This window comes from Solihabitans fulvus (genome assembly GCF_008386585.1).
GTDB classification, from domain to species: Bacteria; Actinomycetota; Actinomycetes; order Mycobacteriales; family Pseudonocardiaceae; genus Solihabitans; species Solihabitans fulvus.
Genome location: NZ_VUOB01000009.1, coordinates 24314 through 47237, shown reverse-complemented (window position 1 = coordinate 47237; position 22924 = coordinate 24314). Strand labels below are relative to the sequence as shown.

General features: G+C 68.7%; 16 protein-coding genes and 1 pseudogene. 11 read left to right on the top strand and 6 right to left on the bottom strand.

The genetic code is table 11. The annotated features are described in order from the left end of the window. A pseudogene (locus F0L68_RS05540) lies at positions 1-217 on the bottom strand (hypothetical protein); the annotation flags it as partial. A gap of 363 nt (positions 218-580) precedes the next feature. Between F0L68_RS05540 and F0L68_RS05535 the strand changes: the two are divergent. The 3 genes from F0L68_RS05535 (at position 581) to F0L68_RS05530 (ending at position 3754) form a co-directional block, all read left to right on the top strand. Continuing rightward, the gene (locus F0L68_RS05535) at positions 581-1546 is read left to right on the top strand and encodes an effector-associated domain 2-containing protein (protein ID WP_149848372.1); all 966 of its coding nucleotides are present in this window, start codon (positions 581-583) and stop codon (positions 1544-1546) included. Positions 1547-1697: 151 nt separating this feature from the next. Continuing rightward, positions 1698-1862: an FxSxx-COOH-like cyclophane-containing RiPP peptide gene (locus tag F0L68_RS45600; RefSeq protein WP_497856218.1), complete on the top strand. Its 165-nt coding sequence runs from the start codon at positions 1698-1700 to the stop codon at positions 1860-1862. A gap of 35 nt (positions 1863-1897) precedes the next feature. Further along, entirely contained in the window at positions 1898-3754 is a 1857-nt protein-coding gene (locus tag F0L68_RS05530; protein WP_188316409.1) for an HEXXH motif domain-containing protein, read from the top strand. Between the two features lie 3 nt (positions 3755-3757). On the opposite strand, the gene fxsT is transcribed toward F0L68_RS05530, so the two are convergent. The 4 genes from fxsT to F0L68_RS05510 form a co-directional block, all read right to left on the bottom strand. Beyond that, positions 3758-8020, bottom strand: a complete 4263-nt coding sequence (gene fxsT / locus F0L68_RS05525) for an FxSxx-COOH system tetratricopeptide repeat protein (protein WP_149848368.1) — start codon at positions 8018-8020, stop codon at positions 3758-3760. A 133-nt stretch (positions 8021-8153) separates the two neighbouring features. After that, complete coding sequence (locus F0L68_RS05520; RefSeq protein WP_223198523.1) at positions 8154-9020, bottom strand: AAA family ATPase; 867 nt, start codon at positions 9018-9020, stop codon at positions 8154-8156. 191 nt (positions 9021-9211) lie between these two features. Continuing rightward, positions 9212-10723, bottom strand: coding sequence for a VMAP-C domain-containing protein (locus F0L68_RS05515; RefSeq protein ID WP_149848367.1), 1512 nt, complete (start codon positions 10721-10723; stop codon positions 9212-9214). A gap of 1031 nt (positions 10724-11754) precedes the next feature. Further along, positions 11755-15588, bottom strand: coding sequence for an nSTAND1 domain-containing NTPase (locus tag F0L68_RS05510; RefSeq protein ID WP_223198522.1), 3834 nt, complete (start codon positions 15586-15588; stop codon positions 11755-11757). 369 nt (positions 15589-15957) lie between these two features. Here F0L68_RS05510 and F0L68_RS05505 point away from each other — a divergent pair, with 369 nt between their 5' ends. The 7 genes from F0L68_RS05505 (at position 15958) to F0L68_RS05485 (ending at position 21099) form a co-directional block, all read left to right on the top strand. After that, positions 15958-16341: a peptidase inhibitor family I36 protein gene (locus F0L68_RS05505; protein ID WP_188316408.1), complete on the top strand. Its 384-nt coding sequence runs from the start codon at positions 15958-15960 to the stop codon at positions 16339-16341. A 599-nt stretch (positions 16342-16940) separates the two neighbouring features. After that, positions 16941-17171 carry a helix-turn-helix domain-containing protein gene (locus F0L68_RS43365; RefSeq protein WP_223198521.1) on the top strand — a complete coding sequence of 77 codons (231 nt, stop codon included), beginning with the start codon at positions 16941-16943 and terminating at the stop codon, positions 17169-17171. Between the two features lie 17 nt (positions 17172-17188). Continuing rightward, on the top strand, positions 17189-17974 hold the full coding sequence (locus tag F0L68_RS05500; RefSeq protein WP_223198520.1) for a tetratricopeptide repeat protein: 786 nt from the start codon (positions 17189-17191) through the stop codon (positions 17972-17974). An 892-nt stretch (positions 17975-18866) separates the two neighbouring features. Then, a complete protein-coding gene (locus F0L68_RS05495) occupies positions 18867-19133 on the top strand; it encodes an RNA polymerase-binding protein RbpA (RefSeq protein WP_188316407.1) in 267 nt (88 codons plus the stop codon). Between the two features lie 230 nt (positions 19134-19363). Beyond that, positions 19364-19513: a hypothetical protein gene (locus F0L68_RS42175; RefSeq protein WP_188316406.1), complete on the top strand. Its 150-nt coding sequence runs from the start codon at positions 19364-19366 to the stop codon at positions 19511-19513. A 27-nt stretch (positions 19514-19540) separates the two neighbouring features. Next, entirely contained in the window at positions 19541-20509 is a 969-nt protein-coding gene (locus F0L68_RS05490; protein WP_149848361.1) for a DUF5937 family protein, read from the top strand. Positions 20510-20610: 101 nt separating this feature from the next. Then, positions 20611-21099 carry a nuclear transport factor 2 family protein gene (locus F0L68_RS05485; RefSeq protein ID WP_149848360.1) on the top strand — a complete coding sequence of 163 codons (489 nt, stop codon included), beginning with the start codon at positions 20611-20613 and terminating at the stop codon, positions 21097-21099. 44 nt (positions 21100-21143) lie between these two features. On the opposite strand, the gene F0L68_RS05480 is transcribed toward F0L68_RS05485, so the two are convergent. Further along, a complete protein-coding gene (locus tag F0L68_RS05480) occupies positions 21144-21791 on the bottom strand; it encodes a FadR/GntR family transcriptional regulator (RefSeq protein ID WP_223198519.1) in 648 nt (215 codons plus the stop codon). A gap of 78 nt (positions 21792-21869) precedes the next feature. Here F0L68_RS05480 and F0L68_RS05475 point away from each other — a divergent pair, with 78 nt between their 5' ends. Further along, positions 21870-22922 carry an aldo/keto reductase family protein gene (locus tag F0L68_RS05475; RefSeq protein WP_149848357.1) on the top strand — a complete coding sequence of 351 codons (1053 nt, stop codon included), beginning with the start codon at positions 21870-21872 and terminating at the stop codon, positions 22920-22922. Positions 22923-22924: the final 2 nt, after the last annotated feature.

The following is a 22924-nucleotide window of genomic DNA, read 5'->3' as shown; positions in this document are numbered from 1 at the left end:
CGAACACTTGACAGACCCGCGCCCGCCGGACGACGTTCGCGTCCAGCAGCCGGCACGCGACAATCGGCGCGTTGCCGACCAGGCCGAAGTCGCCCGCTGCCAGTGTTCCCACGACGTGCGAGGACCGCTCGGTCTCCCGGAGCGGGACCTCCCCGTGTCGGTAGGTCCGTGCGACACCCAACTCGAGCAGCGCGGCCTGGCAGCGAGGCGACAGCATGTCCAGGAACGTCCCAGCCGGCCACCGCCCGGTATCCCAAAGCCCGTCCGACCTGAGGAATCACCCTCATCTTCTGTTGCCTCACCTGGTAGCGGAGCATGGTCGCGTGCCTGACGCGGGTACGCCCGCTGGCAAGTCTGCGGGCGCCGACCACGCGGGATTAGTGATCATCCCGGTATCCCGCCAGCCGCCCGGTGGTCTCATGTCGGCGTGGCACGGGTTCGCCGGTGGATCGGCCGGCTCGCGACCCGATCCGGCGTTCGTACGTTCGAGTGGTGTGCGGTCGCTGTGGTCTCGACCTCGTCGTGCTGGCGCTACAACAGCCTGGGCAGCGGACAAGCGCGTGCCGCCAGGGAGGTCTGAATGGACCCGGGTTCGGAGGCGGTGCCGCGCACGATCGCGGTCGTCGACGTGGCGAGCTACGGGGATCCGACCAGAACGAACCTCCATCGGTTGGCCGTCAGAGAGGGCCTGTACAACCTGATGGAGACGGCCTGCCACGAGTCCAGCATCGGGTGGGGCCGCTGCCGCACAGACGATATGGGCGACGGCCTGTTGTTGTTGCTGCCACCCGACATTCCCAAGATCCTGCTGGTGGACCGGCTGCCGCAGCGACTTGCCTCGGGCCTGCGCCGCCACAACGGAGATCACTCCGATGGCGCACGCATCCGGCTGCGCCTGGCCCTACACGCCGGCGAGGTGTACCACGACCAGCATGGACTTGCCAGCGAGGCGGTGATCCACGCCAGTCGCATCCTGGAGGCCCCCGAGGCAAAACAGGCCCTCGAGAAGTCGACAACCAACCTGATGCTCATCGCGTCCGAGTGGTTCTACGACGCCGTTGTGTGCCACGACCCCGCCGCCGAGCCGGATTCGTTCCGCCAGATCGCGGTTAATGTGAAGGAAACCCGTGGCAGCGCCTGGATTCGTCTCGTCGGCGAGCATCCGCCAGGTTTGTCCGTGGGCGAGCACCCGCCACAAAAGTCACCGGCTCCCGCGCAACCGCGCAGCGCCGGTGTCGACTCGCGAGGCCCCACGTTGGCGGAGCTCGGCAAGATCGTCACCATACTGCTCGAAACACCGGGCTTCGACACGCGGGAGGGCCGTGACCTGGTGTTGAGCCAACTCGATTCGGAGGTGTGGTCGGCGATCGCCAGGCAGCGGACGGCGCGGGCCGATGTCGCGAGCATCGTCCGCACATGCTGGCGGTATCCGGGTGCGCTGCGAGAACTGGTCGAAGCCATTCGCTTCTTCGCCATGGGTTCGATTGCGATGGGCAGGCTCGACGCGGCGGTCGCCGAGGTCATCGAGAATCCGCCAGACGAGTAGTCCTGGTGCGTGCGGCAGCAAATGCGTCCGTCCGCACCTCTGCCCGTGCGTCCGTCAACTTTACAATGAGGACAATCTGGTGATGCCCGCGCCCGACCCGCTGCGGACCGCATCGCTGCCAGGCCGCACGATATGGGAGGGGGGCGGGTAGGTGGATGAATCCGCACACGAGGTCAGTTCAGGTCTGGTGGATCTGACACGAGTCCGACTCGAGGCGCTGGACTCCCTGGCGGAGTCCGAGCTGGCGCCGGCGGTGGAGCGCCTGCTACGTCAGATCGACCATCCAAGCAGCAGCGTGGGCGGTCACAACTCGTAGGCCCCACCCCTACGACTGACGGAGGCAACCGCGAGGTGGCGCCAAGCGACTCCAGCGCTGATCAGGAGGACACCCTTCCCCACCATCGGCTCGACGAGTTCCAGCTCGATGCGCTTGCCCTCGGCGAGCACGACGACAGAGCGCTTGAGGTACTGCGCAACGCCGAGTACAGCAGGCGTTTGCTCATGCTTCGCCTACTCCTTCGGCTTGCCAGGCGGCGTCTGGGCTCGACCGGCCCACTGTCCCCGGTCGACGTGGCGTGGCGTCTGCTGGCCAGCGCCGCAGATCGAGCTCCCGACGCGGTCTCGCAGATGCTCACCCATCCGCAGACCGGTGTGTGGGCCGCGCACACGCTGCGCAGACTGCGTCACAGCACAAGCGATCCCGCCCCACTGTGGTTCCATGTGGGCCAGCTTCACTCGTTCGCGAGTGCGGCCGCGATCCGTGCGGGACTGCGCTTTCGCCTGACGGTTCCGCTGTGGGACGGCATTGCCGTGCTGCCAACGCTTGGCGCGGCTCAGGTGTCCACGGTCGAGCCGTGGACCTCGGCAGTGGTGATCTCCGACGATGCGGGCGCACGCGTCGCGGCCGGCGCCGCGACGGTCGCGATTCCTCGCGAGCGCGACGAATCAGGTGATCCCTCGTGGCAGCCCGCTCGTGTGCTGCGCGCCGCCGGCCGAGGCGGCGCCCCGAGTCTCGTGGTGCACCTGGATGACCTCGGGCCGTACCGGGGCCTGGACAGTCCCACTCCGCCCGATCCCCTGCCGCCGGACAGCGCCGCGCGATGGTCCGCGCTCCTCGACGATGCCTGGCACCTGTTGACCCGTGACCATCTGCCGCGAGCGGCCGAACTCTCGGCCGGTCTGGTGGCGGTGACTCCGGCCCCCGCCACCTTCCGCTTCCGCCCGTTCAGCGCCTCCGTCGGGGACGGCTTCGGCGGGACGATCGTGTCCGAGTCGCTCGACGCGGCTCAACTCGCTGTCACGCTCGTCCACGAGTTCCAGCACAGCAAGCTGACCGGGGTCGACCATCTGGTCGCACTACAGCACGAGGACGACGCGGAAGACTGCTACGCCCCCTGGCGCGACGACCCGCGATTCACCAGCGGCCTGCTGCAGGGCATTTACGCGTTCACCGCTGTCACCGAGTTCTGGGGTGTGCAACGCGGGCGAGTCACGGACACGGAACACGAACTCGCCGAGTTCGAGTTCGCACTGCGGCGAAGGCAGGCCAACCTGGCGCTGATGGTCCTGCGGCACAGGACATCCCTCACCGAGGCCGGCCGTCGCTTCGTTGACCGAATCGCTCGTCGACTGGCCCCCTGGCAGACGGCGATCGTGACCGCCGACGCGCTGCGCGCGGCGAACACCGCGACGGAGGATCACCTGGCGGGCTGGCGGGTCAGTCACTTACGCCCAACCGACCGGCTGGTTCGCCAGGCTGTCCAGGCCTGGCTGGCCGGCGATCCGTCGCCTGCCTTCGACGCGCCATCGGCCGTCGTCCCGAACCCGAATCCGCCGAGACTCGATACAAAGGCCGTGCTTGCCCAGGTGCTGATGGCCGACCGCGCCGAGTTCGCCAGGGCACGCGCCCAGCTCGGCCGGTCGACTCAGGCGCGCGACAACCGGGGTGCGGGCGATTTCTCCTTGGTCACCGGGGATTCCGCTGGCGCGCGCGAACTCTACCTGGCGGAGCTGGCACACCCCTGCGATCGACCGGGCGCGTGGTCGGGCCTCGGACTCGCCCTCGAGTCGGTCTCGCCCGGTCGTGCGGCGACCACGTTGCGAACGAGGCCGGAACTCGTCAGCACCATCCACGACGCGGTGGCCGCGGCCACCGGCGAAGCCCCTCATCCCGAGCGGCTCGCCGGCTGGCTCGGCGGCGATCTCTGACAATCACAAGGGCATCGGGTCGATGTCGCAGTCGGCGCGGGCGTTCGGGTCGCTCAGTTGCGACACAACCGGGTGTTGACCGCCTAGTTGCCGCCGCAGCCGCTCGATGACCTCGGCCCGCATCCGCGCCGCTTCCGCCACGCTGCCCAACGTGCCCAGGTCCTGGGCGAGGTTGGCACGACAGGCCAGCGTCGTCGGATGATCGGCGCCAAGCACTCTCTCAGCGCGTTCGGCGGTGCTCAGCCCCAGTTCGTACGCCGCCTGCGCCAAACCCAGGGCGGCACGGTCACTCGCCAGGTTCACCATCGCCACCAGCGTGGACGGATGGTCCTCGCCGAGGCGCGCCCGGAAGCCCTCGACCGTCGCCCTGTCGAGCTCCTCGGCCGGGCCGTTGTCACCAAGAAAGCGCCGCACGATGGCGACGTTCACCGCGGCGGACAGCGTGTGCGGATGATCTGGCCCCAGAGCACGCTGGTAGCGCTCAAGTGTTTGCCGGGCCAGCTTTGCGGCACCGCTGATGTCCTTGAGGTGCCGGAGGTCGATGGACTTGCTCAGTGCGGCCGCCAGCGTGTCGGCGTGGTCAGGGCCATAGCGCGCGGTGAGGCCACGCAGTGCTTCCTCTGACGCCGTCAGGGCGCGTTCGTGGTCGCCAGCCTTGCGACGCATGACCGCGAGGTGTCGAACCGCCCGCAGTGTTGCGGGGTTGAGTGCCTCGTGTTGCCGACGATAGGTGGCCACGATTTCCTCGTGGGCGAGCCTGGCGCCCCGGTAGTCACCGGTCTCGCGGCGATCGATCGTGAGGCCGACCTGCGTGATCAACGCCAGCGGGTGTTCCGAGCCGAAGGTCTGCACCTTCAGTCCCCACGTCTCCTCATCCAGCTTCAACGCCCGACTGAAGTCTCCGGCAAGTCGGAGGCTCACACCCAGGTTGTGGGCGGCGTTGAGGGCCACGGGGTCTTCGTCACCGAAGGAGCGAACGCATCGCCGGTAGTTCCCCTCCGACAGCTCAAGGGCGGTGGCGAAGTCTCCCTTCGCGCGGTTGTCGGCCGCCACCGCGCCGATCGCCTCGATCGTGTCCTCGTGCGCATCACCGACCGTGCGCCGATAGGCGGCCAGGATCGCGTCGTTCAACTCGGCGGCCTGGGCGTATCGGCCGAGCACCCAGCGCATGAACCCGAGCCACCGGCCCACCTTCAGCGTCTCCAGGTGGTCGGGCCCCAGCCGCTCACACCAGATGTCGTAGATGCGCTGGGACAGGTCGCAGCTCGCCTCGTGGTCGCCCCAGTAGTAGAGGAACTTCGCCTGGTTGAAGACGAGGTCACGAACGGACTGTTCCTCGCACTCGATGGCGTTCGACTTCAGAATGTGCGCGTTCAGTTCGGTGTACTTGGTCCAGTAGTCCCGGTCGTCCGGCGCATTCGGGTCGTTGGCGCCGAGCAGCAGATGGGCATCGTGCCGGCTGCGGTCCTGCTCCGCTTCGGTCATCTGGCCAACGAGCACCGCCTGCACCAGGCGGTGCATCTCAATGGAATTGGTGCGATGGTCGATCCGCGCCAGGGCGTAGCGGTTGATGTCGCGGATCGCCTCGTTGAGCCGCAACCTGTCCCGCAGCGCTCGTTGCAGGCCGGGCTCCACCGCGGCACCGCGGCCGTTGGTGAACATCGACTTGGCAACGGGTTCGGGCGCGAAGAACGCACAGGTCTGGAGGATCCGCAAGGCAGACGGATTCTTTTTCTCCAGCTGTTCCAGTGAGAGATTCCACGCCGCCGCGACCGATGTGGGGTAATCCAGCGCGCCGGGAACACTGAGCAGCTCAACCTGCTTCTCCGCAAGCAGTTCGAGGTACTCGTCGGCGGGCATACCGGTCTCCGCTCGCCAGGCGGCCGCCTGTGCGATCGCCAGGGGCAGGTCTCCCAGCGCCTCGGCGAGGCGTCCGGCCTCGTCGTCGGTGAGTTCGGGTCCGCGTCGCTGCAACAGCTGCACGCTCTCCTGTCGCCGGAACACGTCCACCTCGAGCGGCCGCGCGATGCTGAGCCACTGCGAATTGCGTGAGGTGACCAGGATTCGACCCGGACCACCGGTCGGTAGGTAGGGCAGCACGGTGGCGGGGTTGTCGGCGTTGTCGAACACCAGCAGCCAGTTCGGCGGAATCTTGCGATGCCCGCCGCCGCGCAACGCATCCAGCACAGGCTGAACAGCGATATTGGCTGCGGCTCCGGCTCGAAGATTCAATCGCTGACCGAGTTCGACGAGCGCATTGGCGATCTGCACCGACCGTTCTGCAGGTATCCACCAGATCACATCGAACTTCGACTGGTACCGATATGCGTACTCAATTGCCAGTTGCGATTTGCCAACACCCCCCAAACCGTGTAGTGCTTCCGGGAGAACCGCTGCCGTGGCCCCCGGTTCCAGACGTTCGTCCAGCGCATGTAGCAGATCGTCGCGGCCGGTGAAGTTGGCATTTCGAGGTGGCACACCGCCCCATATCAGTGGTGGCGCACCCTGCGGGCTCTGTGTCGCCTCCGTATCCCGATCAGCGGTCGTGGTCACCTCGGTGCCTCCTGCATGTCGCTTGACTTCCCCAGAGGATGATTGACCAGCTACCCGAACCCCGACCGAGTGCGGTGCATCATCCGATTCTTGCAGTAGCGGCGAGGCGTCACTCAATTCGGGATCTGCTCCCGCCACCTTTGAGTGAATGTCAGTTCGCTTCAGGACCCTGCGTAACTGCCTGGCCTCGACCAGGTGAATCCCCGACAATGCCCCCAGCACGGCGAGGTCGGCGTCGAGAAAGAACTCCGTCAGCGCGGACACGTCCGTCTCCCGAACCGTGCGACCAGCGACTTCGTCCAATCCTGAATAGAATTCATGAACCTCGGGCGCCTGGGCACCGACGCAGTCCCGGACAACCCGACGCACCCTGGCGGTACTCACCCGGCGGCCTGCCGCAAGGAGTTCCGCACGCACACCGGGGGCGAACTCAAAAGTCACCCGATCAGAACTTACCTGACCCGATGGTGCGACGGGTGCGACGAGCCTGCTGCCAAGGACTTCGGCGAGGTGCACGGTGTCCGAGGCGGGAAGCAGCTCAGCACGCACCCGTCGCATCACATCGAGTTCCAGTGGGGCCGCGGCCAGGTAGGTCGCCAGTTCATAGGCCACCGGCGAAGCCGTAGCCCTAAAGTCCGACACCAGACGCTCCGGAGTCGGCGGAACATCGAACACCGAACCCGCCTCGACCATGGGACGCGGCGGCACCAGCAGCGCGGCCATGTCCGTCCAACCGGCGCCAGTGGCCGTGGTCATGCGTACCCACCGGGACAGCCCGGCGGAGTTCAGTTCGACAACGCCGATCGGCACCACGTCGTCCAGATCGTCGAACAGGTCCGGAGCCGCCGCCTGTGGCATCCAGTCAAGGCTCGAGTTGGGCGCTCCGGGCTCGCGGGCCCGTAGCCGCACTCGATGAAGCTCGATGCCCGCCTGGTGCCAGGTGTGCCAGGGAAGGACATGGACCAGAGCGACCGGATGCGCGGTTCCCCACACCCTGAGCGCGGCGAACGCGGAACCCGACCGCCACGTTTCCGCCGCGGTGTCACTGAGCACCAGGACGATTCGGCGACGGCTGGGATCGATCACCTCGGAGATCCCATGCCGCAGCGCGCCCGCCACCGTGCTCCGCACGGTCAGGCGTCCCGATTCGTCGCTGCCCAGCAGACGAACCTGGACGTTGCGAAAGGCGCCCTGCCGGCTCAGCGTCCCGGCGAACTCGAGGGCGGTCGACCACCAGAGCGCCATGGACGGGCTGTCATCGACGACGAGCACGACATCCCAGCGAAGTTCCTCGGCCGGCCGACGGACCGGGAGCCAACGCCGATCCACGACCGCTCGTTCGGCCGTCGCCTCCTCGTCGAGTTCCAGCTCGGTCGCCGACCGGATGACCAGCCGCAGCGGCCGGAGCGCCCGTGGAATACCCGAGTCCACCCGAGGTTGATCCCCATCCAGGACGGCAGCCGCGGTCGCGCTGTGCCGAGGTGGGTCGACACCACGGGACTCCCCGGCGATATCGTCGGAATCCACCGGGAGGTCGGGTTCCCGTGCGCCAACATCCGGCGGCGCCACCGAATTCGACGTCGTGTCAGGCGGGGGTCCCGACGGACGCTCGGTCGCGGCTGGTGGCTCCTTCGGCCGAGGTTCGTCCGAAACGGGGTCAGCGGGGCGGTGTTCCAGCAGCAGCCTGCGTGCGAGCCACAGCGCATCGGCCACATCCCGAGCCGTGACATCTCCCACGGCGACGGAACGGGCAGTTGACGGCGCGGTGAACCCTATCTTCGCCACACGCTACTCCAATGCGCGGGCGAGCCACCTCGACGAGTTGCGGGAAAGAACAGCTTCACCATCACGACCCCACCGACAGTCGATGCCAGACCGCGTCCAGCAGCTCACTCCAGTTCGCCGCCTCCACCCCGTCTCCGGCACCCGATCTGACCAGGTGAACGGCATTCAGCAACTGATCTGCCGCCATTCCACCCAGCTTCGCGCGACGATCGGCGAACAGCCTTACCAGCTCGGCCGTGACCTCACCACCGTCGTCAGAAAAGTGCGCGGCCACCATCTCGGCGAGCCGTTCGACACCGGGATCGGGAATGGCGAGCGAGAGGCAGCGTCGCAGGAATGCCGGAGGAAAATCGCGCTCACCATTGCTGGTGACAACGACTATCGGGAAGGCGTGACACCTGACAACACCAGCTTCGACCGGAGCGACAGCACCGGGATCCGCAGTGTGCACGGTGACCCGAGATTCACGGTCGCGCACGCGTATCAGTTCGGGAACAGGGAACTCACCGTCCTCGAAAATGTTCAACAGGTCGTTGGGCAGGTCGATGTCGCTCTTGTCCATTTCGTCGATCAACAGGACGCGCGGCCGACGATGCGGCAGCAGGGCCGTGCCAAGAGGACCAAGATGGACGAAGTTGCCGATTTCGCTGTTCTCCCGCATACCAATGGCCTGCGCACGGCCGAACACATCGTAGTCGTACAGCCCGGCCTTCAGCGTCGTGCGGCTGGTGATGGGCCAGCGCAAAACCCGCCCCAAGCCCAGCTCCCGCGCGATCGAGTACGCGAGACTCGATTTTCCGGAACCCGGCTTTCCCGTCACGAGGAGGGGGCGCGCGAGCGTGATCGCCGCATTGATCCGGTTGAGGACCTCCCGATCCTGGTAGCTGGTTGGAAAAGAACGACCAAGACGTCGCTCCGCTTCCACCACGTCCGACTCCGGTGTCGGTAGATCAGGACCCCCGTGGAACTCCCGCCATGGCGGCGGCGCAGGCCATCTGTGGTCGCGCTCGTCGGGATCCAGGACTCGGCCGTTGCCGTGATAGATCCACCAATCGGGCATCAATGATCCAGGCTCGTCTGATAACTCGCCTGGTTGCACGTTGCCACCGTCGCTCGTCATCAGCCACTTCCCAATTCCGGGCCACTCCGTGGCTCAGGCAGTCTATCGGGATCATCCCAGAGTAGAGCAATGCTTCGGCCGGCGTGCCTCGATCTGCTGGCAGGCTCCGATGTTCGCAGCGCGTCGCGTCTCAGTGCAGCAACACGCTGCGGCAACTGGTGTAGTTCACCGTCCGAGAGCATCGCTCCGACCGCCTCACGGAACTCCTCCCCCGAACAATCCTCCCGATCCCACAAAATCGCAGGTATCCCCGCCCGGAAGGCCATCGTCACCTCCCGCCACGCCACGCTGTCGCGGTCGCCGGGCGGCTCGCTCAGGACCATTGAGACGATGTGCTCGTTCGCGCTCAACTCGGCGGCAAGCCGCGTGAAGTATTCGAGTCCGCTCGGTTGGCTCCAATAAGGACGATTGGCCACCGACTGCCCGGACAGCGCACCCCAGCGACGCCGCCACGCCAGGTGATGCCGGGTCGCCCGCATTCGGTCGAGGCTACGCAGCACGACAGGATGGTCAACGGCCAGGGGCACGGTATCGCTGGACATGGATGCCTTGCGCCAAAACTCGATAGGGGTGTTCAGCATCTCCCATGACACGACGAACTCGAGAAAGATGGAGCCCACCTGCGGCTTTGCCAGGCCCGTGCCAAGTTCGCACTCCAGGTCCGAGATCAACCGGTCGATCTCGCGTTCCAGATCCCGCCGCGACACCGCCACCCCGGGCTGACGTTGCGGCCGCCAACCGGACGCATCCCACTGCCGCCAGTGGGTGAGCATGAACTGGTCGCGGTCGGTCGGGTCGGGATCGAGTTGGATCACCAGATACACCACGCTGATCTGTTTCGCGTCCTCCTGCGTCGAGCGCCAGGGTGCAGCGTCAAGGCGGTCGGTCACCTCGAACTTCTCGGCCCACCTGCGGTTCCACCGCCTGAGCTGACTTGCGAGCGAGCGATCCGCCACCTGCTCGGCCACGCAGTCGAGGAAGATCATCGCGGGTGGTAGGCCGCCAGGCGCGGCGTTGGCCCCCGCCATGAACACGAATCCGGTCCAGGCGGAACAACAGTAGGCAGCAAGCTCATGCACTCTGGACCCGGTCGCGGTCCGCACAGCATGCCGCAGGACCCTCATCTCATCAGCGGCCTCGTCCGCAAGTCGCACGGACAGCAGGGCTTCGCGGAGCCTGTCCCAATCCTCCGTCGGCAGTGCTTTCATGGCATACCACTCGTCACACAGACACGACAGCACCACACACTCCGGCGCTCGCGGCTCCAAAGTCTGGACGACCTGCACCAGAGTGTGCAGACCCTCCGGCTGCTTGCAGCAGAATCTGACAAGCTCGAGGAGCTGCACGCGTGCCGCCACATGGCCGCGCAGCGAGACGACCTCGCGGAACGCGTCGGAGAGTATGTTCACCAGCAGCTGACGGTCCCCTTCGGCCCGCAGCGCGTCGCATCGCTCCAGGGCGTCCACGAAATCCCGCTGGATCCTGAGTTGTGCGGCGTCGGCCCCCACCATCTGGTGCCCCCTCGTCCCGTCTCGGCACGGATCGGCACCCCACGTGTGCCACAACCGTCACCCCAGTGTCGAACCATGCCGAGAGTAGGAATGGTGTCGCCTCGCCCCTTATCGTGCAACAACTTCCGACGATGCGGCCGCGCCTGGTCGCGGCGCGGCCGGAACTGCGGACCGGGTGCTGCGCCAAATGCCAGTCGAGTCTGGACCACGAATCCACACAGTTGAGAAATCAGGGCGATGGCCGAAGTCCCGCGCGTGCAGAGCCGGCACGACCATGATCAGGGCCGCGGACAGGACGAGCCGCAACGCCACCGTGCACGTCACCGATCAACTGATCCCGGCCTACACTCCACGCTTTCCTGAGGTGGTTCAGCTGGCGGTCCAGCACGTCTCAGGTGGCCGGCGGGACGCCGTCCAGGCCGTCCCGGTAGCCGAAGGCCAGGTAGTGCTCTGGCGTCGGGCCGATGAGCAGCATGCTGCCGACCCCGTGGCCGGGCGTGCCAGCGCGGCTCCTTCCACCGCCGCGACCGGTGCCGCTCTGCGCGGATGCGCGCCAAGCCGCCGGGCGTTGCGGCGGCCCCGCACCAACTGCGGGGCCGCCGCCAGCAACTCGGCCACATCCACCTGGCCTGCTTAGGCCAACACGGCCCGGATGCGAGGGCCGGCGGTTGCGCGCTGTCCTTCCTTTCCACTGGCCAGGCCGATCGGATAGCCCCGGAGCGCACTCGATGCGATAGCAGTACGGGTATCGCACGGTCGGGAGTGTTCGTTCCACGACAACGGCGATCGATCGTACGATCGCGTACGTACTGTCGCGCGCGTTCGGGCACCCCAGGCGGTGACCCGATGCGCAACCCCGGCCACCGTGCACAGGGCGCTGGTCACCGAGCTCATCTTGGTGGCCGCGAGATCGCACCTGGGCAGGCAGGCTGGGCTAGGAGTTCCGAGGACCGACTACCGACCGATGCGGAGGGCGTCCCGGCTTCGCCGCCGGGGCGCCCTCCGCGTTCGCCGTGGCCGACGTTCGCCGGTCACCTGTCCGGCCGGCACGGCGGTTGGTAGGGCAGTCCGGGGAAGTACCTGTCCCACTCCTCCCGGGTGATCCTCGGGTGGGCGATCTCGCAGACATGGCCGGCCACCCGCTCGATGTCGGTGTCCCACAGCCGCGCGGTGTGGTCGTCGCTGCCGGTCGCCAGCGTGTGCCCGTCCCGGCCGAATGCGACGGACCGCACCGTGTCCGCGTGTCCGGTGAGGATCGCGGTCACCAGGGGATGGACCGGATCGCCGACGTCCCACAGTCGGGCGGTGTGGTCGGCACTGCCGGTCGCCAGCGTGCGTCCGTTCGGGCTGAACGCCACCGAGCGGACCGAGTCGCCATGCCCGACGGCCGCGCCGAGTTCGCGCGGGGCGTGGGGATCCGTGGTGTCCCAGAGCCGCGCCGTGTGATCGTCGCTGCCGGTGGCCAGCAGGTGTCCGTCCGCGCTGAACGCCACGGCGGTGACGGTGTTGGTGTGCGGCGTCAGCGTGGCGATGGTCGTGCCGACACCGGGACTGGAGATATCCCACAGTCGGGCGGTGTGGTCGCCGCTGCCGGTGGCCAGCAGGTGTCCGTCCGCGCTGAACGCCACCGAGGTGACCGTCTCGGTGTGCTCGTCGAGGATCACGGTAAGCCTTGGCGTGTCCGGGTTCGTGATGTCCCACAGCCGCACGGTCGCGTCGGCGCTCGCCGTGGCGAGGAGACGGCCGTCGAGACTGACCGCGACAGCCGTGATCCGGTCGGTGTGACCGGTGGGAATGACGGTCTGCCGCAGGTGTGCCGGATCGCTGGTGTTCCACAGCCGCGCGGTGCGGTCGGCGCCGCCGGTGGCCATGAGCCGCCCGCCGGGCCCGAACGCGACCGAGCTGACCGCGTCGGTGTGGCCGACGGCGGTGGTGATCTCGCGGAAGTGGTGTGCGACGGTGATGTCCCACAGTCGTGCGGTCATGTCCTCGCTCGCCGTGGCCAGGGCCCGACCGTCCTGGCTGAACGCGACCGAGGTCACCGCGCTCGCGTGGCTGCTCAGCGGCCCCGGCAGATAGGTCAGCCGAATGGTGCGGTCACTGCTCGCGGTCGCGAGGATCTGCTTGCTGAGGTTGAAGGTCACGGCCGTGACCGCGTCGATGTGCCCGGTGAGCGTGTCGATCTGGTGCGCGTGCCGGGGATCGGTGACGTCCCACAGTCGCGCGGTGTCGTCGCTGCTGCCGGTGGCGACGGTCTGCTGGTCGACGAACGTCACGGACGTCACGATGTCCGAGTGGCCGGCGAGCACGGCCAGCTGCTGCGGCCGGTCCCGCGTCGCGACGTCCCACAGTCGCGCGGTGTGGTCGCGCGCGGCGGTGGCCAGCCTGCTCCCGTCGGAGCTGAACGCCACCGATGTCACCGTGTTCGTGTGGTCGGCGATGACGGATATCAGGCGCGGGTGCGTGAGGTCCTCGATGTCCCACAGTCGCACGGTCCGGTCCCTGCTGCCCGTGGCGACGGTCCGGCGGTCCGGGTTGAATGCCACGGACTCGACGTCGTTGGTGTGCCCGACAAGGGATCCGAGCTCCTCGGGGTGTTCGAGATCGACGACGTCCCACAGCCGGGCGAGGTTGTCGGTGCCGGTTGTGGCCAGCACGCGGCCGTCCCGGTCGAAGGCCGCCGAGATGGTCCTCGGTCCGAACCTGTCGTCGCGGTGGCCGGGCAGGTTGGCGACCTTCCGTGGGTGACGCGGATCGGTGACGTTCCACAGCGACGAGGTGTCGCCGCCGACAGTCGCCAGGAGATTTCCCTTGGGGCTGATGACAACCATGCTGCCGGCGCCGTCCAATCGCGCCACCTCGACGGTGCGGTTGGGGTCGGCGCAGTCCCACAGTCTCGCGGTGCCGTCGCTGTCGGCCGACGCGAGGAGCTGGCCGCCCGCGCTGATCGACACGGACGTCACCGGCGCGGTGTGCCCGGTCAACCTCGTGGCATAGGGGGCGCTGAACGTGCTGAGCAGGCTGTCGCGGGCCACGGCGGTCGGCGCGAGCCGGTAGGCGGCGAGGCTGAGCTGGGCCGCCAGGGCGGGATTGGTGACGCGCAGCGCCGCGGCGTCGCCGGCCACCGTGCGCGAGAGGGCGGTGTCCCGCCCCGCGTTGGCCGCCTGTCTCGCGCGCACCGCGTACCAGGTGGTCGCACCCGTCATGACCAGAAGCACACCGAGCAGCCCGACCAGCTGGCGCAGGCGGCGGGTGCGCCGACGCTCGGTCGCCCGTTCGGTGGCCCGCGCGGCGAGGCTGGCCGCGAGGAACCGGCGCTCCAGCCCGGTCAACGCGTCGTCGTTGGCTGCGGCCCAGTCCTGGGCGACGGCCAGCCGGACGCCGCGATACAGCGCGCCGGGGTCCCAGCCGAGCGAGCGCCAGCCGACGCTGGCCTCGGTGAGCTGCCGATGCACGCGCAGACCGTTTCGATCCTCGGCGAGCCAGCGGTGCAGCCGAGGCCAGCGTCGGATAAGGGCCTCGTGCACGATCTCGACGCTGTCCTGGTCCACGGTCAGCAGCCGCGCGCGAGTCAGCTTCTCGACCACCGCGCCGGCGTTCGTCGCGACGGTGTCCAGTTCGCGCCGTTCGACGCGACGCCTGGTGTCCTCGGTGCCGTCGCCGATCGCCACCAGCCGCAGGAGCACCAGCCTGGCCACACGCTGCTCGGCGGCCTCGAGGCCGGTGTAGACGTCCTCGGCGCTGCGCGCGATCGCGTGTTGGATGCCACCGGCCTCCTCATAGCCGGCCACGGACAGCGTGACGCCACGCCGCCGTCGCCAGGTCTCCAGCAGGGCGTGCGAAACCAGCGGGAGCACCGCGGGCTGACCGGCCGCGTCGGCCACCAGCCTGGCGACCAGCGAGGTCTCCACGGTGCAACCGGCGCGCGCGGCCGGCCGCGAGATGGCGTTGCGCAGCTCGTCGGTCGTCAGCGGGCCGACGAGGACCTGCGCGTCGCGCAGCGCCTCGACCAGCGCCGGGTGCTCGCCGCAGTGCCCGTAGAAGTCCGCCCGCACACCGAGCACGACCCGCACCCGGCTGGTCGCGGCGGTGGCCGCAGTGACCAGGACCGCGACGAACGCGGCGCGCTCGTCGCGGTCCTGGCACAGCGTGAAGACCTCCTCGAACTGGTCTACCACCAGCAGCAGGTCCTCGTCGGTGTGCCGCGCGGCGAGGGCCTGCCGAATCCGCAGGTGCAGGCTGTTCCGATCCGTGGCGAACTCCGCCCGCAGCGCCGTCGCCGACTCGCCGGTCAGCGCCGCGAAGTGCACCGCGCACTCCTCGACGGGATGGGGTCCAGGGGTGAACACGAGCGCCGGTTGCGCTCCTCGCCCGGACAGGCCGGTCGACCCGGCCCGCGCGAGCAGGCCGGCCCTCAACACCGAGGACTTGCCGGAGCCGGACGCTCCGAACACGCCGAGAAACCGGTGTCGGCACACGCGTTCCGACAGTTCCTCGACCAGCCGCTCCCTGCCGAAGAACCGGTCCGCGTCGGTCGACTGGAACGCGGCCAGCCCGACGTAGGGCGCCGCTGTGGTGTCCTGCTGGTCGGGCGGCTCGGTCGACTCGGCGGCGACCGACCGCCAGGTCGTCTCCCACGCCTCCGCGTCGCCGCCGCAGGCCGTCACGTAGGCCAGCGTCACCGCGAGGCTGGGCAGCCTGCGGCCGTTCGCGGCCTCCGACAGCGCCGTCACCGAGTAGTGGGCCCGCTTGCTGAGTTCGCGGTAGGTCGGGCCGCCCGCCTTCTCCCGCAGGCTGCGGAGCTCCCCGGCGAACCGCACCACCGCGTCGTCCCCGGCGTCGAGCGGGCGTTCCCGTCGCGGCACCACTATCACCTCCGACCGGCATTGTTCAGACATCGTTGTTCACCGTCCGGTGGACGACACCGAACAACCCGTCCGGCGTAGACAGGGGTTGGCCGCTGCGGGCGATCGGGATTGCGCAGGGGGAGCAGGGGGAGACGATCGCCCGCGGCGGCCCTGTCCGGGACGCCGTTGACCTCGGTGGTCCTCGTCGAGGGCTGTTACCAGAGGGGTCAGGACCCAGAGCTCGCCTTAGTTGGGCGGGAGACGACAGCGGCCAAGAGGTCGTGACGACGAGCAAACACTGACAGACAACCCGCCCGAACACCGTAATTGTTGTGGCAAATGGCCAACCTTAGGTGTTGAGCCATGCCCTTCCACAGGAGGTCAATCTTGTTGGGTGTCAAGAAGGTCGCGTTCGCGGTGGCCGCGTTCGCGATGACGGTGACCGCGAACCTCGCGTTGTCGGGGCCGGCGCACGCCGATCAGTGGGGCTGCGGTCAAGGAAGCTTCTGCGTGTGGAACGGAACCAACGGAAACGGCACCGGCGAATACATCTCGGGGATGTGCCAGATCAAGGGGCTCAACGCTACTCTTCGGAACGTCAACAGCCTGTGGAACAACGGCAGCGGACCGGTGTACGTCTACTGGACCGACAGCGTGGGTACCACCCAAAGCACGACCCTCCCGGCGTGGAAGCAGGTCAGCGACGTCAACTCGGACGGCTCTGTTCCTTTCACCGCATCACAGGTCGTCGCATTGGGTACACCGTGCTAGACCTCGCCCCAGACCGCTAGTGACCGGAGTCAGGCCCTCGGGTGACGTGACGGCACCCGTAGGCCATCGCCTGCGTCGCTAGCAAGGCCCCAGGATAGGTCGGGGACCTAGATGATTGATTCCGATTGGATCTTGATGGGCGAAGTGTCCTGAGACGCGAGAGGAGGGTGTCAAGATCAAGTTTGTGACGACCGAACTAGACACCCTCCTCACCGCACTCTACGTGTTCTGCGATGACCGCCTCGCACCGCCCGACCACGTCCAGGATGGCAACGCCGCCCGTGCCCGAGTCGATAGTCGGATCGAGAGCCTGGCACCACCACGTGCGGTGGTGCCGGGTTCTTTGTTGTGCCGCAACGGGATCCGAGCAGATCCCTCCCGCTCAGGATGCCACGCTTCCCTTCAGGCGTCCCCATTGCTGGGGTCAGCGCCTTGATCCCTGCCGACGGATTCTCTCGTGGCCATCGGCAGCTACTCCGAGCCGGCCTCATGACCCGTGTGGGTTGATGGCAACTCGTCCGCGCTGAGGCGCGGGGTGTTTCACCGGCGGCAGGCTCGCGTACCGTGGATCTCGGCAGTGCAATGGCGGGAGGCCACCCGTGTACGAGGATGACTCGAACCTGATCGGTCGTCGACTCCGCGCACTTCGGGGGAAGCGGTCGCTGGCGGCTGTCGCCGAGCTGGCGGGTATCAGCAAGAGTTATCTGTCGCGGCTCGAACGTGGCGAACGTCCAGTCGACAGTCGTCACCTCCTGGAGCGCTCGCGGATGCTCACCGAGTGGCACCGTCTGAGCTCGTGGGCCTTCCTGTCCCGTCTCCCGACCCGGTAACCGCCGAGGCACAGGCGATGATCGCCGATGTGGAGGCCGCCCTGTCGGAGTACCGACTCGGTGAGCCATCGGACGTCACCCCGCGGAGTTGGCCTGAGCTTGCCTCCGACCTGGAAGACCTGCAGGGGTTGCCGCAACTGGCCGCGTTCCACGCTCAAACCGTTGCCGACGCGCTCCGCGGACCCGAGTGGGCTGACCTTGCCGCGTGGCTTCGCGCGCACGCCCTGGGAGGTCCGGATCGCCCTCACCAGCTCAGGGTCTCGCTCCGGGCCGCAGACGCGCTGCAAGGTGAGTTGGACGATCCGGCCGTCGCCCAGGTCTACGGGATGTTGCATCTGAACTGTGCGCTGGCCGCTGCTGCGACACGGGACGAAGGCACCGCTGAAGCGCATCTGCGCGAAGCGGAAGATGTGGCCGCGGGGTTGGCTGACGAGGTGGGGACGTTCGGCACGCTCTACTTCGGGCGCGCCAACGTCGGAATCTGGCGGGTATCCCTCAGCACCGAGCTGGGTCACGGAGGCAAGGTAGCCGAGGTCGCCCGACACGTGCAGGCCGCCGCTGTTCCCTCTGCGGCGCGACAGGCGATGTTCTACGCAGATCTCGGGCGCGCGTTGGCTGAGAGCCGCAAGACGCAAGAGGCCGCCACTCAAGCCCTCCGACGCGCCGAGAGCATTGCGCCCCAACGCATTCGTACGAACTCACTGGTGCGCGCAACAGTCGCGGGCCTTGCCGCGCGCGCCAAGAGGGATTCAGTGGGCCGAGATCTGCGCGGCATGGCGTACCGAATGGGAGTGCCGGTCTAAGCCATTCGTGGGACGTTGCCAATTTGGCAACGAAGATCAACTGACCCGCCCTAGCGTTCATTATGCCAGGGCGGGGCTTTGTAGGTAGAGGCTCCGCTTGGGCACCCGGTAGGGCTTCGGCTGACCCATCGAGATCGCTGTCGCTTGGTCACGCGCAGCCGTTGCCCTGCCGGGACATTGACGCGGGCAGGGCTGTGGCGTGGTGAGCGCCCCGGCATCGGACTCGGTGTGGCTGCTTTCCAGCAGGGACGCCACAGTCCTGTCCGTACCCAGGAAGGAGTCACCGGGGTGCAGGACATCGCCCATGCAGAGGCGCCACGCTCCGGGGTTGCGGAGCTGATCGACCAGCTTCGCAAGGAGGCCGGCTTCGTCATGCTGCCGTTGCTCAACAGCAACGGTCGCGCGCCGGTCGGCACCTGCACCGGTTCCGTCCGGGCCGCATCGAGATCGTCCGGGTGTGGGATGAGCGTTGGGCGGTGCTGGCCAACTTGCCCGACGTGCCAGACCGGCACCGGCCGTTCGCGTCGGTGGCGGGCGAGGTGATCGTTGTCGGCTCCCTCGCAGAGATCGTGCGGCACCTCGTTCACGCTCATCCTCGGACATCTCCTCGTATGCAACCTGAGGCGCCTTCCGGGACGGGTGACGGCCTGTGCGCATGACTCAATCGTCGTCTGACTCAACGCGATCGTGTCCCCGCACCGCGATGGCGAGTCCACTTGGCGGGGGCGGCCCAACGACATCGTCTGTGTGCCTATCGAGGACGCCGGGACGCTGTTCTCCTCCGGTCCGGCGGCCTTGGTGGCCAGTTCCGACCGCTTGACCAGTCAGCCGCTGGCCCAGCACGGCCTTCACTTGAATCCTTGGAGCGAAGCGAAGTTGTGCGATGTACGTCGTGTCCGAGGATCTGGCTCGACTGGATCCGGGTGCCCACATCACCGGTTCGCTGCGGATGGATTTCGCCACCGCGTTGAAAACTGAGGTCGAACGGGACACCGACCTGGCCGAACGGTGCCGCGTCCGGTTCGTCTGCACTCACGGCCACGACTTCGAGGTCCTGTTCGCCGCCGATGCCGTACTGCCGGCCACGTGGGGTGCCGGCAGCACGGAATCGACGCGGTGCGCGACGACGGAACGACGGCGGGCGGCGGCGCTCCCGTGAAGGGGCGTTCAGCGCGGGACGCGATCACTCATCTCGACCAACTGCTTCGCCGCCGCACGCCCGAGCAGTTGGAGGGCTTGTTGTCCACGGCATTGGCTGCTGTTGAGCAGACACGTGAGGGCACGGGCGGCGACGTGGTGATTGGAGGCCGTAGCTACCGGTACTGAGCTGTTCGGGTGGACGAGCCTGCGGAGTTCGCAATCTCCACCACATCCAACCGCGCCGTGTAGTTGAGCAACTACGGGTGGGCCGCCGAGCTGGACGTGGTGCCGCAGACCAACTCGTGCACCAGGTTCGCCACGGCCACCCTGGCCAGCCGCACGGGACCGACCGACGGCGGCGTGGCGGTCCAACGCCTCAACGCCGTTCGCCGCAACTGAACCACCGCCAGGCCCTACTCTCGTCAGATGATCGTGGCGCACCTGGACTCGGCCACCCTGGCCAGGACCCGGCTGGCAGTCTCGCCTCTGGCCGAGGCACTCAACTGGCTGGAACTGACCGTCCTGCGGACCAGCCACCCCGTCTACGGCGCGCCGGGAACCCAGGCCCGCCACGCCCTGCGCGACCCCGACGTCGCGCTGCTCGCCCAGGTGATCGGCTGCCGCAGCCACGGCAGCACCCCCGACCTGCTGACCCCCACACCACCGGCCGGCGCGACCAGCGCCGTGCTGGCCGCCCAACTGGACACCGTCGCGGCGACCCCCGCCGACCTGGCCTGGCGCCAGCTCCACGACCCCCAGTTCAGCACCGCGCCGCTGCCCGCCGCCGTCCGCGACGCCGCCCACGCCGGCACCTTCGCCGCCCGCGCCGCGGCCGGCCTTGCCCGGTTCTGGCGGGCCGCGGTCGCCGACCTGTGGGCCGCGCTGAAACCGGTCCTGGACGCCGACCTGGCCGAGCGGTCCCGCGCGCTGGCCACCGACGGCATGGGCCGCCTGCTGGGCTCGCTGCACCGCGAGATCACCTGGACCGGCACCGCGCTGCTGGTCGACAAGCCACGCCAGACCCAGTCCAGCCTCGCCGACACGGAACTCGTGCTGACCCCCTCGGCCCTGGTCTGGCCGTACCTGTCGGTCCAGCTCGCCGACCCCGGCGGCGCGTTCCTGCGGTTCCCCGTCGCCAGCCTCTCGACCCCGGCGCGCGGACCCGCCCACGGCCTGACCCGGCTGCTGGGCGGCACCCGCGCCACCCTGCTGCACGACCTGGACGTGCCCCGCTCCACCACCGAACTTGGCCGCCGCCACAACCTCGCGCCCGCGACCGTGTCCTACCACCTCACGGTGCTGCACAAGTCGGGCCTGGTGCTGCGCAACCGCGACCGCCACCACGTGCTCTACCGCCGCACCGACCGCGCCGACACCCTGCTGGCCGACGCCTGACCGCACCGGGGCGGGATTCGAGGCCGTTCGAATCACTGTCCCGGCGCGTGCCCGCGATGCTTGCCTCTGCGAGACACACCACCGACCAGAAAGGACACCCCATGTCTCGCAGACCCGCACTCGTCGCGCTCGGCACGGCCCTGACCGCGGCGCTCGCCCTGCCGGCCGGCGCGTCCGCCGCCGACCTGCCCGACCGGGGGCACCGGGAGACCGGCTGCGCGCGCCAGTTCGACCAGGCCGTGCAGCGCTACCTGGACACCACCGCGCGCCACGACGCCGACGGCTTCGGGACCCTGGCCCACGACGGCTACACGATCGTCATGCCCGACGCGACCGTCTACGCCGGAAAGACCGACGCGATGGCGTTCATCCGGGAGTTCTTCGCCGACACGAACTGGGAGCAGTCCTTCACGCTCAAACAGCGGGTCGTGTCGGGCTGCCAGACGGCGTTCGTGCTGTTCGACTCGGTCTGGCACCGGCCCAGCGACGACTACCGCAGCCACCTGGTGATCGGGCTGAGCTGGACGCGCGAGCACGGCGCGTGGCAGGTCGTGCAGGACCAGAACACCAAGGTCCCACCGACCAGCTAGGCCCGTGGGCTCCCGGTCTGGCGGGACCGGGAGCCCAGACCTGATCAGGGCAGTCGATGCCGCACGCTGTGGATGAGGATGTCCAGGTGGCGGGCCGCCGCCGTCCCGGCCCGCTCGGGATCGCCGTCGGCGACGGCGTCGAGGAGCTCGGTGTGCGGGTCGTCGTCGAGGTCGGGCAGCGCGGGGTCGGTGGCCGCCTGGCGCATCCCGGCCGAGGAGGCCGAGGCGATGGCGTCGTAGAGGTCGACCAGCAGCGGGTTGTGCGAGGCCGCCACGACCGCGGTGTGGAAGTCCAACGCGCCCTCCACCCGAGCGTCCACGGTGCCGTCGCCGGACCGCCGCGTGACCAGGCGGCGCAGCCGCGCCAGGTCCTGCCGGGTGCGGCGCAGCGCGGCCTGCCTCGCGGCCTCGACTTCCAGCCCGCGCCGGACGGCGAGCAGGTCCAGCAGGTCGGCCAGCTCCAGCCGACGCCGCAGCGCGCCCTGGCTCTCGTCGCGCGCCAGCACGTAGGTGCCGTCGCCGTGGCGGACGTCGAGCACGCCGACGTGCGACAGCGCCCGCAGCGCCTCCCGCAGGGTGTTGCGGGCCACCCCCAGCTGCTCGACGAGCTGGGGCTCGGCGGGAATCCGGGTGCCGACCGGCCACCGGCCCGAGGTCACCTCCTCCCGGATCCGGTCGATGACCTCATCCACCAGAGAGCGCCTGGGGACACTGCGCATGACTCTCTCCAGGTTGTCCAATCATTGGATGTCTCCTGCTAGCGCACGCGCATGGAACACCGCAGACTGGGCGACAGCGGATTACACGTCAGCGCGATCACCTACGGAAACTGGCTGACGCACGGACGCGCCTCGGCCGAGACGGCCCGCGCGTGCGTGGCCGCGGCCCTGGACGCCGGCATCACCTCGTTCGACACCGCCGACGTCTACGGCGCGCCCGACTACGGGGCGGCCGAGGAGGTTCTGGGCGGCGCGCTGGCCGGGGTGCGCCGCGAGTCGGTGGAGCTGTTCACCAAAGTGTGCCTGCCCACCGGCGCGGGGCCCAACGACCGCGGCCTGTCCCGCAAGCACATCCAGGAGTCCTGCCACGCCTCGCTGCGCCGGCTGGGCGTGGACCACGTCGACCTCTACCAGGCCCACCGCTACGACGAGGGCACGCCGCTGGAGGAGACCATGACGGCGTTCGCCGACCTGGTCCGCCAGGGCAAGGTGCTCTACCTGGGCGTGTCGGAGTGGAGCTCCGACCAGATCCGGCGGGCCGCAGCGCTGGCGCGTGAACTGCGCGTGCCGCTGGTGGCCAACCAGCCGCAGTACTCCATCCTGTGGCGGGTCATTGAGGCCGAGGTCATGCCGACCTGCGTGGGGCTGGGCATCGGACAGATCGCGTTCTCGCCGGTGGCCCAGGGCGCGCTGTCGGGCAAGTACCTGCCCGGCCAGACGCGGCCCGACGGCAGCCGCGCCGCCGACGAGCGCGGTGGCCGGTTCGTCGGCCGCTACCTGTCCGACCCGGTGCTGGCCGCGGTGCAGCGACTGCGGCCAATGTCAGAGCAGGCGGGATTGTCGCTGGCGCAGTTGGCGATCGCCTGGGTGCTCAAGGACGCCGCGGTGGCCACCGCGATCATCGGGGCGTCGCGGCCCGAGCAGATCGCCCAGAACGCGGCGGCCGCGGGACGTCGGCTGGACCCGGACCTGATGGCCGCGATCGACGCGGCCATGGTCGACGAGGTGCACGGGGACCTGGTCGAACGCGACCCCGCCAAGATCGCCAGCCCGTTCGACACCATGGCGAGCTGGAAGGCCCGCGAGGACACGGCGGTCGCCTGACC